The sequence below is a fragment of the Microbacterium sp. ZXT2-5 genome, from assembly GCF_055329545.1.
Map to the genome: position 1 here is coordinate 22880 of NZ_JBUZWD010000002.1, position 13921 is coordinate 36800.

Annotated in this window: 7 protein-coding genes; 5 read left to right on the top strand and 2 right to left on the bottom strand. The window is 72.5% G+C overall.

Annotated features, from left to right (window positions below):
• Position 1 precedes the first annotated feature (1 nt).
• Entirely contained in the window at positions 2–3358 is a 3357-nt protein-coding gene (locus tag ACZBH1_RS13625) for an ATP-dependent helicase (RefSeq protein WP_463647055.1), read from the top strand.
• Positions 3359–3391: 33 nt separating this feature from the next.
• Here the strand turns inward: ACZBH1_RS13625 and ACZBH1_RS13630 are convergent, their stop codons facing one another.
• Positions 3392–4663, bottom strand: coding sequence for a phosphotransferase (locus ACZBH1_RS13630; RefSeq protein ID WP_463646691.1), 1272 nt, complete (start codon positions 4661–4663; stop codon positions 3392–3394).
• 77 nt (positions 4664–4740) lie between these two features.
• On the opposite strand from ACZBH1_RS13630, the gene nudC reads away from it, so the two are divergent.
• Together nudC and ACZBH1_RS13640 are read left to right on the top strand one after the other, a co-directional pair.
• Entirely contained in the window at positions 4741–5655 is a 915-nt protein-coding gene (nudC, locus tag ACZBH1_RS13635) for an NAD(+) diphosphatase (RefSeq protein WP_463646692.1), read from the top strand.
• Complete coding sequence (locus ACZBH1_RS13640; RefSeq protein WP_452325348.1) at positions 5652–7430, top strand: ATP-dependent helicase; 1779 nt, start codon at positions 5652–5654, stop codon at positions 7428–7430. Before nudC ends, ACZBH1_RS13640 begins: the two co-directional genes overlap by 4 nt.
• A gap of 769 nt (positions 7431–8199) precedes the next feature.
• On the opposite strand, the gene ACZBH1_RS13645 is transcribed toward ACZBH1_RS13640, so the two are convergent.
• Entirely contained in the window at positions 8200–9600 is a 1401-nt protein-coding gene (locus ACZBH1_RS13645; protein ID WP_452325349.1) for a zinc-dependent metalloprotease, read from the bottom strand.
• A 144-nt stretch (positions 9601–9744) separates the two neighbouring features.
• On the opposite strand from ACZBH1_RS13645, the gene ACZBH1_RS13650 reads away from it, so the two are divergent.
• The gene (locus ACZBH1_RS13650; protein WP_336396783.1) at positions 9745–10869 is read left to right on the top strand and encodes a YlbL family protein; all 1125 of its coding nucleotides are present in this window, start codon (positions 9745–9747) and stop codon (positions 10867–10869) included.
• Between the two features lie 95 nt (positions 10870–10964).
• Positions 10965–13883: a UPF0182 family membrane protein gene (locus tag ACZBH1_RS13655; RefSeq protein ID WP_336396784.1), complete on the top strand. Its 2919-nt coding sequence runs from the start codon at positions 10965–10967 to the stop codon at positions 13881–13883.
• Positions 13884–13921 lie beyond the last annotated feature (38 nt).

Genomic DNA, 13921 nt, shown 5'->3' on the forward strand with positions numbered 1-13921 from the left:
GATGATCGACCCGCCCACCGCCGCGGCGACGGCGCCCGCCGGAACCACCACCACGCCTCGCCTCCCCGCACGGGTCATCGCCGCGGCGCTCGGCCAGTTCCCGCCCACGGACGAGCAGACCGCGGTGATCGAGGCGCCGCTGGCTCCGGCGCTCGTCGTCGCGGGCGCGGGCAGCGGCAAGACCGAGACCATGGCGGCCCGCGTGGTCTGGCTGGTCGCCAACGGCATCGTGCGGCGCGACGAGGTCCTCGGCCTCACCTTCACGCGCAAGGCGGCGGGCGAGCTCGCCGAGCGGATCCAGAAGCGCCTCGCGCGCCTGGCCGAGTTCGAGCGCCGCGGCCTGCTTCCGGCTCTTCCGGCGCTCGCCGAGGCCGGGCGCCTCGACGTCTTCGGCGAGCTCGAGCGATCGGGCGTCGAGGGCGCCCGCGCCACCGCCGAGCGGCACCGTCTGCTGGATGCGCTCGCGAGTTCGGTCGGCGCCCAGGCCCAGTCGTCGGCCGAGGACGCGCTCCTGCACCGCCCCACCGTCGCCACCTACAACAGCTTCGCGGATCAGATCGTGCGCGAGCATGCGCTGCGGATCGGACGGGATGCCGAGGCCGCCGTCCTCTCGGAGTCCGCGGCGTGGCTCCTCATGCGGCGGGTCGTCTTCGCCTCCGACGACCCTCGCCTCGAGGTGCGGGCGGAGGCCGTGCGCACGATCGTCGATGCGGCGCTGCGCATCGCGCGCGACGGCGTCGACAACCTCGTCGACTTCGACGAACTGGCCGCCTTCCCGGCGCTTTTCCAGGCCGTGCGCGATCTGCCGTCGACGAACAAGCGCACGACGGTGTACGCCGACGTCGCCGAGGCCGTCGAGAAGGTCGGCGCGCTCTCGCTGCTGTCCGACCTCGCCCGCGAGTACGCCGCAGAGAAGCGGCGTCTCGGCGTCATCGACTTCTCAGACCAGGTGGCGGGCGCGCTCGAGGTGGTGGCCAGTCACCGCGCCGTCGCCGACGAGCTGCGCGAACGCTATCGTGTCGTGCTGCTGGACGAGTATCAGGACACCTCGGTCGTGCAGACCGACCTCCTGGCCGCTCTCTTCGCCGGCACGGGCGTCATGGCCGTCGGCGACCCGCACCAGGCCATCTACGGGTGGCGGGGCGCGAGCGCCGGCAACCTCGGCGGCTTTCCCGCGGCGTTCTCGCCGGATGCCCCGTGCGCCCGGTACTCGCTGCTGACGAGCTGGCGCAACAGCGCGTCGGTGCTGGCCGCGGCCAACGCCGTGCTTGCGCCGCTCGCGGCATCGGCGTCGGTGCCCGTGCAGGAGCTCCGCGCGCGTCCCGGCGCGCCGGGCGGGCTGGTCGAGCTCGGTTTCGACGCCGACCTCGACACCGAGGCCGACCGGGTCGCGGAGTGGTTCGCCCGCGTCCGCGCCGAGCGAGCGCAGGCAGGCCTCGCCACCACCGGGGCGATCCTGTTCCGCAGCAAGAAGCACATGGTGCGGTTCGGCGACGCGCTGGGGCGCCGCGGGATCCCGCACCGCATCCTGGGGCTCGGGGGACTGCTCTCCACCCCGGAGGTGGTCGACGTCGTCTGCGCGCTGCGGGTGATCAGCGACCCCTCGGCCGGCTCCGCCCTCATCCGGCTGCTCAGCGGACCGCGGTGGTCGATCGGGCTGCCGGATCTGCGCGAGCTCGCGGCACTCGCCCGTCGCCTGGCCCGCCACGATGCGTCGTTGCAGCCGCTCGCGCCCGAGGTGGTCGAACGCATCCGCGGCAGCGCCGGAGATGACGACGGCTCGCTCGTGGACGCGCTGGACTTCGTGCTGCGTCACAAGCCCGACCACGGCTGGCTGTCGGGGTTCACGCCCGACGCGAGGGAGCGGCTGCGCGATGCGGCGTCGGTGTTCGCGGGCCTCCGCCAGGCGACCGCGATGCCCATTCCCGAGCTGGTGCGGCTGATCGAGCTCGAGCTGAGGCTCGACATCGAGCTCGCGGCGAACGAGTCGCGAGGTCCTGCCCGCGTGGCTTCGGCGCAGCTGCGCGCGTTCGTCGACGAGGTGCACGCCTTCCTGGCGGCCGATGAGACGGGGTCCCTGTCGAGCCTGCTCGCGTGGCTCGACCACGCCGAGCAGTTGGACGAGTTCGCCCCGCGCACCGAGCCGCCCGAGGACGACGTGGTGCAGCTGCTGACGATCCACGGATCCAAGGGCCTCGAGTGGGATGCCGTCGCCGTGGTGCGCATGGTCAAGGACGAGCTGCCCAGCGCGCCGCGCGACACGAAGGCCTGGCTGGGCTTCGGCGTGCTGCCGTTCACGTTCCGCGGAGACTCCGCATGGCTCCCCGAGCTCGGGTGGCGGTCGGCGCAGACGCAGCAGGACCTGAAGGCGGCGATGGAGGCGTTCATCGAGGCGAACCGCGCGCGCCAGCTCGAGGAGGATCGTCGCCTGGCGTACGTCGCCGTCACCCGGGCACGCGAGCATCTGCTCCTCACGGGCGCCACGTGGTCGGGCACCAAGCGTCCTCGCGCCCGCAGCACGTTCTTCACCGAGATCGCCGCGGCACTGGGCGTGACCCTCTCCGACGACGAGCCGGGCGAAGATCCGTACCAGGGCGAGCGCCGGGTGCTCCAGTGGCCGATCGACCCGCTCGGGGCGCGGCGCGCCGCCGTCGTACAGGCGGCCTCGGCGGTCGACGACGCCGCCGCCGGGCCTCGCGCGGCGCTCGATCCGCAGGCGGCGCTGCTGCTGGCCGAGCGGGACGCCCGCCGCGCCCGCCCGGTGCACACCGCCCCCACACGCATCGCCGCGTCACGCTACAAGGAGTACGTCGCCGACCTGGAGGGCACGCTGGCGAGCATCGCCCGCCCGATGCCCGAGCGCCCGTTCCGCCAGACGCGCCTGGGGACGCTCTTCCACGCGTGGGTCGAACAGCGGTCCGGTCGTGTGGGGCTCGGCGGATCCATCGACGACGCGCTCTGGGAGACGGATGACGAGGCGCCCGACACGGAGGCCTCCGTCGAGGACGCCGCGGCCCTCGACCGCCTGCGCGAGCGGTTCCTGGCCTCCGAGTGGGCCCCGCTGCAGCCGATCGAGGTCGAGACCGAGATCGATTTCGCGACCACCGGGCCCGACGGGCTGCCGCACATCGTCATCTGCAAGCTCGACGCCGTCTACCGGCGGGCCGATCGCGGCGGTCGCATCGAGATCGTGGATTGGAAGACGGGCGTGGCACCGCGCACCGCGGCCGAGAAGGACGAGCGGATGCTGCAGCTCGAGCTGTACCGGCAGGCGTACCACGCCAAGCACGGCGTCCCCCTCGAGGACATCGACGTCGCGCTCTACTACGTCGCCGAGGATGTCGTCCTGCGCGGCTGACAGCTACGGGCGAGTGCCGGGTCCGGACCGACGTCAGTCGGCGAGCCAGCGACGCAGCGCCGCCTCGGACGCGCGCTCCGCCTCCGCTGCGGCATCCAGGCCGTCCGCCGACCCCGACCCTGACCCCGTCTCGGCGCGCGCTCCCGCTGCCGCCGGCACCGGGAGCTGGATGGGTGCCGTCGACAGGTCGTCGGGCCCGGCGTCGGGACCGGCGTCCGCGTCGGTGTCGGGCAGGTCGACGTCGTCCGTCACCCACTGCGCGAGCTCTTCGGGATCGTAGGCGTCGGTGTGCATCGAGGTGTCGACGGTCGGCGCGGAGGCCTCGGGCATGCGCTCGAGCAGTGCGATCGCGTCGTCGACGCCGAGGCCCTCGCGGGGGACGATGTCGTCGGTCGAGACGCCCCCGGCGAGCGACTCGAGCAGATCCACCGCATCGGCGACGATGTCCTCGCGGCCCTCATCGTGCCCGTGCACGAGCCACTTGGCGAACTCCAGCTCCGCGTACAGGCGGGCGCGCTCGCGGGCGCGGGAGTCCGGTGCCCGGCCGCTCGCGGCGACATACGAGGCGTAGACGTCCTCGGCCGCCTCAGGCGCCGAGGCCAGCCACTGCAGGTCCGTCGCGGGATCGCCGATCGACAGGCCGTGCCACTCCAGCAGGCCGGTCACGGTCGGCACGCCGTCGAGATCCTCGAACAGGAAGGACGCAGCCCCCGCGCCGCCGAGCACGACGGCCGATTCGAAGCGCCACAGGTCGTCGGAGTCGACGGCGCGATGCCAGCGCGCCGCGAGGCTCATGGGCAGCCGGCGCGTCGCCGTCGCCCGGTCGATGAGGCGCCCGGCGTCGGCCCGCACCTGCTGCGGTGTCCGCGCGGGCAGACCCTCGGTCTTCACGACGGAATGCGGAAGCGCGTGCAGGGCCGCCAGCGCGGCGCCGAGCGACGTCGCCGCTCCGCGGCCGGGAGGGAGGTGCACCGCATCGACCCGGTACCCGGGCAGGAAGTCGACGACGACGACGCGGCTGCCGCCGAGGCCCGTCTCGCCGAGCAGCTCCGGAGCGCGGAACGGGAGGAGGCCGCGCACGCCCGGCGTGAGGGCTCGCAGCGCCCGCGCCTCCGCGGCCAGCTCCTCGGCGGCCGACGCGGCAGCGGGAACCCGCACGACGACGCGCCGGCCGTCGTCGAGGTCCGCCACCGCGGTGTCGTAGCGACCGGTCGCTCCCTCGGTGAGCGCACCGACTCCCACGACCCCGACCCGCGGCAGAGCCGACGTGACGGACGCGGCTAGAGTGAGGGGTGAGCGTGCCATGTGCCCAGGGTAGGTCGGTCGCGCTCGTCCGTCCCCGCGCCACGCCCGGCCCAGATCGACGAAGCGGAGCATGTCCGATGACGGCGCCCGACAGCACCACACTTCCGCCGCCGGCCGGTCCAGGGCTCGACCGCGCGGCCGAAGAGCGGCTCGCACCGGGGCTGGTCGACGAGCTCCGGGCGGATGCCGCGACGCAGGTCCTCGCGATCGCGGGCGACACCGCGCCGCTGGCCACGCCCGACGCGCTGCGGTGGGTGGCACCGTCCGAGGTGCCGGCCGGCGCCGAATGGGCCTTCCTCGGCCGTGACGCCGACGGCGCCGCTCTGCTGGCGGCGGTGTTCCCGGCGCAGGAGGACGAGCTGTTCGCCACGGCGTCCGGCTGGGCCGCGCTCCGCGCCGTGGGCGGCGCGCTGTCGTCCCGCGACGCGAGCGCCTTCGTCGAGGCGCTGAGCCTCGGCCGATGGCTCCTCGACGCGCCCTTCTGCCCGGCGTGCGGCGCCCGCACCGACCTCGGCGATGCCGGCTGGTCGCGGCGGTGCCCGAACTGCGGTCGCCAGCACTTCCCCCGCACCGACCCCGCGGTGATCGTCGCCATCACGAGCGCCGAGGACCCCGACGCCCTGCTGCTCGGCTCGAACGCGCTGTGGGGTCCCGAGCGGTTCTCGTGCTTCGCCGGCTTCGTCGAGGCGGGGGAGTCGCTCGAGGCCGCGGTGCGGCGCGAGGTGTTCGAGGAGTCTGGGATCGCCGTCGGCGCGGTGACCTACTGCGGCTCCCAGGCCTGGCCGTACCCGCGGTCGCTCATGGTCGGCTTCCTCGCCACGGCGCGCGACGACGCTTCGGCGCGCGCGGACGGCGAGGAGATCGCCGCCGTCCGGTGGTTCACGCGTGACGAGATCGGGCGCGCGCTGGCCGGCGAGGGCGAGGTGGTCCTTCCCGGACGGGCGTCGATCGCGCGCCGTCTCATCTCGGACTGGCACGCGGAGCGGGTATGAGCACCGGTGCCCTCGCCGGGCTCGACGACCGTCAGCTCGAGGCTGCGACGGCGCTCCGCGGGCCGGTCGTCGTGCTGGCCGGTGCCGGCACGGGCAAGACGCGCGTCATCACCCACCGCATCGCGCACGGCGTCGACACCGGCGCATACTCCCCACAGCGGGTGATGGCGGTCACCTTCACGACCAAGGCCGCCGGCGAGATGCGCGGGCGACTGCGGGCGATGGGTGTCAACGGCGTCGCCGCACGCACCTTCCACGCGGCGGCGCTCGCGCAGCTGAACTACTTCTGGCCGACGCTGGCGCGCGACACCGCGCCGGCGATCGTCGACAACAAGGTGCGTCTGCTCGCCCATGCGGCCGACGGCATCGGCCTCGATCCCGACGTGGCCACGCTCCGCGACGTCGCCTCCGAGATCGAGTGGCGCAAGGTCTCGATGATGGGCATCGACGACTACGCCGCCGCCCGTCCGGGCGGGGTGGGGCGCCTCTCCGTCGACCGGGTGGTCGCCCTGCAGCGCGCGTACGAGAAGCTCAAGGACGAGCGCCGGCAGCTCGACTTCGAGGACGTGCTGCTCGCCTGCGCCGGCATGCTCGAGGCCGAGCCCCAGGTCGCCAAGGCCGTGCGCGAGCAGTACCGCCACTTCACCGTCGACGAGTTCCAGGACGTCTCGCCGCTGCAGAACCGCCTGCTCGAGCTCTGGCTCGGCGACCGCCGGGACCTCTGCGTCGTCGGCGACGCGAGCCAGACGATCTACTCCTTCGCCGGGGCGGACGCGCGCTTCCTCCTGGAGTTCCCGTCCCGGTACGAGGGCGCGCGCATGGTGCGCCTGGAGACGAACTACCGATCGGATGCCGCGATCCTCGCGGTCGCCAACGAGCTCATGCGCGGGCGGCCCGGTGCCCTCCACCTGGAGGCGGCGTCCTCTCGCGGCGACGCGACCGCGTCCGACGTCATCCCGACGGTGACCGCGTTCGAGGACGACCGCGCCGAGGCACGTGCCGTGGCCGCCCGGATCGCGGAGCAGATCGCCGGGGGCGCGGACCCTGGCCACATCGCCGTGCTCTACCGCTCCCATGCCCAGTCGGCGGAGCTCGTCGCCGCGCTGTCGGACGCCGGCATCGCGACGACGGTGCTCGGCGGCCGCCGGTTCTTCGACATGCCCGAGGTCCGGCAGGCGGTGATGGAGCTGCGGGCGGCGTCGATCGCTCCCATAGAGAGCGGCTTCGTCGACACGGTGCGCGACATCCTTCGCTCGCGGGGCCTCACTGACGAGCCTCCTGCCGCGGGCGGTGCGCTCCGCGACGCCTGGGAGGCGCGCGCGGCGCTCCTGCGCCTGGCGCAGGAAGCGCCCGCGGGCACCACCCTGCGCGCGTTCACCGACGAGCTCACCGCTCGCGCGAAGGTCCACGACGAGCCGGCTATGCGGACGGTCACCCTCGCGACGCTCCATGCGGCCAAAGGCCTGGAGTGGGATCACGTGCATCTCGTCGGAGTGGCCGAAGGGCTGCTGCCGATCTCGTACGCGACCACGTTCGAGCAGGTCGACGAGGAGCGCCGCCTGGCCTATGTCGGGATCACGCGGGCCGGGCGGACGCTGTCGCTGACCTGGTCTCGAGGGGTGCGGGAGCGGCAGCCGTCGCGCTTTCTCCGAGAGATCGGCAGCGGCAGTCTGCGTGCGGGCGGTGCGAGCGCACGGTCCGGTGCAGCGAGTCGCCGCGCAGCGCCACCGACCGCGTCCGGGGCGGCGCGGGGCTCTGCGCGCGCTCCGCGATGAGTCGCCCCGCGACGATGCCCGCCTCCCACAGCACCGCGGGTGCGACCTCGACCGGTCTTCCCAGCAGCTGAGCGGCGACGACCGGCCACGACGGGTCCTCGTCGCGACGGGCGGCCGCCACGCACGCGAGGCAGGCGGTGCGGCCGGGCACGACGAAAGGGCCGATCTCGGCGCCCGTGCCGGTGAGCGCGACGGTGACATGGACGCGGTCGGCGGCCATGAGCGCCGCCGCGGAGCCAGGCGGAACGACGCGGTGGACGACCAGCAGCACCGCCGATCCCGGGGGAGAATCCGTCACCGCGTCGAAGCGGTGGGCGACCGCCACGTCGGCCCCCGACGCCGAGGCGCCCGCGGCGATCGCGTCGCGCTGCTCGTCGGGAACGTGATCCTCGCACCGCACGGTGATCCGCGGGCGCGGCGGGGGATCCTCGGCCAGGCACCCTCGCAGCTGTGCGAGCAGGCGGCTCGCAGCGGCGGCGTCGGGCGCGCCCATCGCCTGCGCGAGGGGCGTGAAGGCGGAATCCGGGATGCCGCGCTCCAGCTCGCTCACCAGCCGCAGCATCCACGGCTCGGGGTCGGGAAGCACGGCGACCGGCTCCGAGCCGAACTGGAGGACGGTGTCTGTCCGCCACACCGGCGGGTGCGAGGGGTCGAGGCGCAGCATGCCCTGATCCTGCCCGAGCGACGCGGCGCCCGGATGCCTGTCCACAGGGGCGGGCGGCGAACCGCCTCCGGCCGCGAGCCTGGGGAGGAGGCGGTGCAGCCCGGCTCAGACCGGGCGGTGATCGTCCGGGGCGCTGCCCTCGTCGTCGCCGCGACCCTGTTCGTCGAGTCCGTCGGCCTCGGGCACCTCGCCCGCCAGCAGCCGCGCGAGGGCGTCATCCAGTTCATCCCTCGCCGGCTCCTCGCCGCGGGCGCGGGCCTCCAGCCGTGCCACGAGCGCAGCCGGATCGTCGATGTCGGCGGCGCTCGGCATGAGGTCGGGGTAGTCCCACAGCGCGTCCCGGGCGCTCGCGCCGACGGCATCCGTCACCGCGCGCCACATCGCGGCGGCCTCGCGCATGCGGCGCGGCCGGATCTCGAGGCCTACCAGCGAGCCCAGCGCGCGCTCCGCCGGACCGCCTACGGCACGACGGCGGCGCACCGCCTCGGCGATCCGCTGCGCGGCAGGAAGGCGCGAGGTGGCGGTCTCGGTCACGACCTCGACCCACCCCTCGATGGTGGCGAGGAGATTCTCGAGGCGGGCCAGCGCCGCGTCCTGCGCTTCGGAGCGCGCGGGCAGCAGCGCGCCGCTCTCGATGGCGCTGCGCAGCTCGTCGGGATCGGACGGGTCGAAGCGCGAAGCGAGGTCTTCGAGCGCGTCGGTGTCGACGTGCACGCCGCGCGCGAAGTCGGTGACCTGCGAGATGACGTGCAGCCGCAGCCAGCGGGCGTGGCGGAACAGTCGTGCGTGCGCGAGCTCCCGCGTCGCGACGTACAGGGCCAGCTGGTCTTCCGGCACCTCCAGGTCGCGGCCGAAGTCGGCGAAGTTCTGCGGCAGAATGGCGGCCTCGCCGTCGGGCATGAGCGGGATGCCCACGTCACCGCCGCTCACGACCTCCTTCGAGAGACTGCCGACGACCTGCCCGAGCTGCGAGGCGAACAGCGAGCCCCCGACGGTGCGCATGAGCCGTCCGGCGCCCTGCACCATCGCCTGCATGTCCTCGGGCGCCTGCTCGCTGAGCGCCGTCGTCAGAGCGTCGGCGATGCTCGTCGCGACGGGCTCCGCGAGCTCCTGCCACACCGGCAGCGTGGCCTCGACCCACCCGCCGCGGGTGATCGTCGCCGGGGGAGCGGGAAGCTCCGAGATCGTCGTCGCCTCGCTGAGCCACAGCGTCGCCAGCGAGAACGCCTGATCGAGGTCGGTGCGCTGGCCCGCGGTGACGCCCAGTCCCTCCTGGTTGGCGATGTGCAGCGCCTGGCGCTTGGCGAGGTCCCACGAGATGCCCTCGTCGGCGCCCGCGAACGCTCCCTGCAGCTGGCGCATGACGGCCTGCATCATGGCGGGGTCGATGTTCATCCCCGACAGCCGCGACAGCTGCTCGGCGTCGAGGTCGCCCGCGGCGCCGCCGAACAGCTGGCGCATGAGCTCCTGGAAGTCGTCCTCGGGACTGCGGTCGTCGTCTGCCACTTCAGTCGCCTTTCAGCCGGTCGGGACCCACGCGCTCTACGCTAGTCGCAGCATCCGTCGCACTCCCCGGCAGGGACCCCGTACGCCTTACGCCGGTCGCGAACGACCAGCGAATCCACCCAAGGCACGGAAGAGAGGTCCCGCGTGGCCCTGTTCGACGAGAACTCCACCATCGAGCCCGCCCCGCGGCAGCGCATGTCGCGGCGGACGGTCGCCGGTGTGTGGGCCCTCGCGGTGGCGATGGTGGCGCTGCTGGTCATCACCTTCCTGCCGACGTCGTACGTGATCCAGCAGCCGGGACCGGTGTACAACACCCTGGGCACCGCCGAGAACTCCGACGGCGAAGAGGTCCCGCTGATCTCCGTCGAGGGCGCCGAGACCTTCCCGACGGACGGCTCCCTCGACCTCCTCACGGTGCAGGTGCAGGGCAACCGCGAGCAGACCCCGTCGTGGTTCGAGCTGGCGCTGGCATGGTTCGACCCGACCAGGGCGGTGCTCCCGATCGACTCGATCTTCCCCGAGGATCAGACGACCGAGCAGCGCAACCAGGAGAGCGCCGCCATGATGATCGACTCGCAGCACGAGGCGACCGCGGCCGCGCTCACCGAGCTGGGGTACGACGTCGGCGGCCAGCTCGCCGTCTACTCCGTGATCGACGGCGCCGCCGCGGAGGGGCTGCTCGAGCAGGGCGACATCATCCTCGCCGCCGACGGCGAGGAGGTGACGGATGCCGCCACCCTGCGCCGTGTCATCAACGACGGCGAGGGCGCCGCCGTCGAGCTCCTCGTCGATCGGGCGGGCCAGGAGGAGACCGTGGAGGTGACGCCCGAGGAGACCGTGCTCGACGGCGAGGAGACGTGGCTCATCGGCGTGAACCTCACCACCGACTACGAGTTCCCCATCGACGTGACGATCCAGCTCAACAACGTCGGCGGTCCGAGCGCCGGCATGATGTTCGCGCTGGGGATCATCGACACCCTCACCCCCGGCGAGCTCAACGGCGGGCAGCAGGTCGCCGGCACCGGCACCATCTCGGCGGACGGCACCGTCGGACCCATCGGCGGCGTCCGGCAGAAGATGTGGGGCGCGGTGGATGCCGGGGCGGAGTGGTTCCTGTCCCCGGAGGCGAACTGCGACGAGGTCGTCGGGCACATCCCGGGTGATCTGCGCGTGTTCGCGGTCGAGGATCTCGACGACGCTATGGCGGTGCTCGACGCCGTTCGCGAGGACGGCGACCTGGACGCGCTGCCCACCTGCACCGCACGCTGACGCGCGGCGATCGTTCCCGAAACGTTGCGCGTTTCGGAGAGTTCGCCCAGGCAGGACAAGGCAGGGCCTGGGAATCCGCCGCCTAGGATGGGATCGTGACCACGACCTCGTCGCCGACTCCGGCCACACCTTCCCGCACCAGACGCGTCATCGCCATCACCCTCGCGGTCATCGCCGGACTCGTGGTGGCGTTCTTCGTCTTCGCAAGCCTCTACGCCGACTGGCTCTGGTACGACCAGCTGGGGTTCTCGGAGGTGCTGCTGACGCAGTGGATCGCGCGCGTGATCATGTTCGCGGTGGGCTTCCTCGGCATGGCGGTGCCGGTGTGGCTCGCCATCCAGCTCGCCTACCGCCTGCGTCCCGTGTACGCGCGGCTGAGCTCGCAGCTGGACCGGTACCAGGAGGTCGTCGAGCCGCTGCGACGCCTGGCGATGTGGGGCATCCCCGTCTTCTTCGGCTTCTTCGCCGGCTTCGCCGCGTCGGCGCAGTGGGAGACCACCTGGCTGTGGTTCAACGGGGTCGCCACCGAGACCACCGACCCGGAGTTCGGGCTGGACACCGGCTTCTACATGTTCGCGATGCCGTTCTGGACCGCGCTGGTGGGCTTCGCCTCGGCCGTGCTGCTGGTGTGCCTCCTCGTCACCGCCCTCGTGTCGTACCTGTACGGCTCGGTGCGCATCGGCCAGCGCGAGCTGCGCATCTCGAAGTCGGCGCGCATCCAGCTCGCCGTGATCGCGGGCCTCTACCTCCTCGTGCAGGGGGTGAGCCTGTGGCTCGACCGGTTCAAGACCCTCGTCGAGTCCGGTGCCGACGGGCGCATCACCGGCCCCGGCTACACCGGCGTCAACGCCATCATCCCCGGGCAGACGATCCTCGCGTTCGCGGCGGTCATCGTCGCGATCCTGTTCTTCGTGACGGCCATCATCGGCCGCTGGCGCTACCCGCTCATCGCGACGGCGCTGCTGGTCGTCTCGGCGATCGTCGTCGGCGTCGGGTACCCGTGGGTGGTCAACACGTTCCAGGTGCAGCCGAACCGGTTCACGCTGGAAGAGGAGTACTACCAGCGCAACGTCGACATGACCCACGAGGCTTATGGGGTCGCCGGTCTCGAGCAGCAGGACTTCACCGCGGTGACCGACGTCGCGGCCGGGCAGCTCCGCGACGACGCGGCCACGACAGCGCAGGTGCGGATCATGGACCCGGCGATCATCTCGCCGAACATCCGTCAGCTCGAGCAGTACCGCTCGTACTACCAGTTCGCCGATCCGCTCGACGTCGACCGCTACGCGATCGACGGCGTCTCCCAGGACACGATCGTGTCGGTGCGCGAGCTGAACCTCGACCAGCTCGGCAACGCGGCGGACTGGCAGAACTCCGCCGTCGTCTACACGCACGGCTACGGGCTCGTCGCCGCGAAGGGCAACGACCGCACCGGCGAAGGAGACCCGGTCTTCCTCGAGCGCGGCATCCCCGCCGCCGGCTTCCTCTCGGACCGCGAGAACTTCCAGCCCCGCGTCTACTTCGGCGAGTACTCGCCGCCGTATTCGATCGTGGGCGCCCCCGAGGGCGCTGATCCCGTCGAGCTCGACTACCCCTCGGGCGAGGACGGCTCGGGTGAGACGAAGACGACGTTCGACGGCGAGGGCGGACCGAGTCTCGGCAGCGTCTTCAACCGGCTCATCTACGCGCTGAAGTTCCAGGCCGAGCAGATCCTCTTCTCGGACTACGTCAACGAGGAGTCGCAGATCCTCTACGACCGCAATCCCCGCGATCGGGTGCAGAAGGTCGCGCCGTACCTGACGCTCGACAACGACGCGTACCCGAGCGTCGTGGACGGCCGCATCGTGTGGATCGTGGACGGCTACACGCTGAGCTCGAACTACCCGTACTCCTCGACGGTCAGCCTCACCTCGGCGATCTCGGACTCGTCCAACCCGGCGCCGCGCTTCGCGCTGGACGACATCAACTACATCCGCAACTCCGTCAAGGCGACCGTCGACGCGTACGACGGCTCGGTCACGCTGTACGCGTGGGACGAGGAGGACCCGGTGCTGCAGTCGTGGCAGAAGGTCTACCCCTCCACGATCAAGCCGATCGAGGACATGTCGGCCGAGCTGATCAGCCACGTGCGCTACCCGACCGACCTGTTCAAGGTGCAGCGCACCATCCTCGGCGTGTACCACGTCGACGACGCGCGCTCGTTCTACCAGAGCGACAACCGCTGGCAGACGCCCGCCGACCCGCAGGAGGAGACGCAGCTCCAGCCGCCGTACTACCTCACGATGCAGATGCCCGACCAGGACGAGCCGACGTACTCGATGTTCACGTCGTTCATCCCGGCGGCCACGGCCGGCAACGCGCGCAACGTCCTGATGGGCTATCTCGCCGTGGACTCCAACGCGGGCACCGAGGCCGGGGTCAAGAGCGAGGACTACGGCAAGCTCCGCATGCTCGTGATCGACGCCGACACCACCGTCCCCGGACCCGGACAGGTGCAGAACACCTTCAACTCCGACCCGCTGGTGTCGTCGCAGATCAACCTGCTCAAGCAGGGGCAGTCCGAGGTGCTCAACGGCAACCTGCTGACGCTTCCGGTGGGCGGCGGGCTGCTCTACGTGCAGCCGGTGTTCGTGCAGTCCTCGGCGGGGACGAAGCTGCCGAAGCTCCAGAAGGTGCTCGTCTCGTTCGGTGACGACATCGCGTTCGAGGACACCCTGAACGAGGCGCTGGACACGCTCTTCGGAGGCGACTCGGGAGCGGATGCCGGTGACACCGACGTGCAGCCGACGCCGGGAGCGACGCCGGGAGCGACGCCCGCGCCGACACCGGCGCCGACGGAGCCCACGGACCCGGCCGAGCCGACCGACGAGTACCAGGCCGCCCTCCAGGAGGCGCAGCAGGCGATGCTCGACCGGCAGGCGGCGCTCGAGGCCGGCGACTGGGCCGCGTACGGCGCTGCCGACGAGCGCCTCACCGCCGCGGTGGACAGGCTGATCGAGCTCGGCACGCCGTAACCGCCACCTCGCTGCCACGCTGCCGCCGCGCGGGCCCG

Excerpts from the sequence above, each read along its gene's own strand:
- ACZBH1_RS13640 (WP_452325348.1), top strand. The coding sequence starts at position 5,652 with ATGAGCACCGGTGCCCTCGCCGGGCTCGACGACCGTCAGCTCGAGGCT.
- ACZBH1_RS13625 (WP_463647055.1), top strand. The coding sequence starts at position 2 with ATGATCGACCCGCCCACCGCCGCGGCGACGGCGCCCGCCGGAACCACC.
- nudC (WP_463646692.1), top strand. The coding sequence starts at position 4,741 with ATGACGGCGCCCGACAGCACCACACTTCCGCCGCCGGCCGGTCCAGGG.
- ACZBH1_RS13630 (WP_463646691.1), bottom strand. The coding sequence starts at position 4,663 with ATGGCACGCTCACCCCTCACTCTAGCCGCGTCCGTCACGTCGGCTCTG.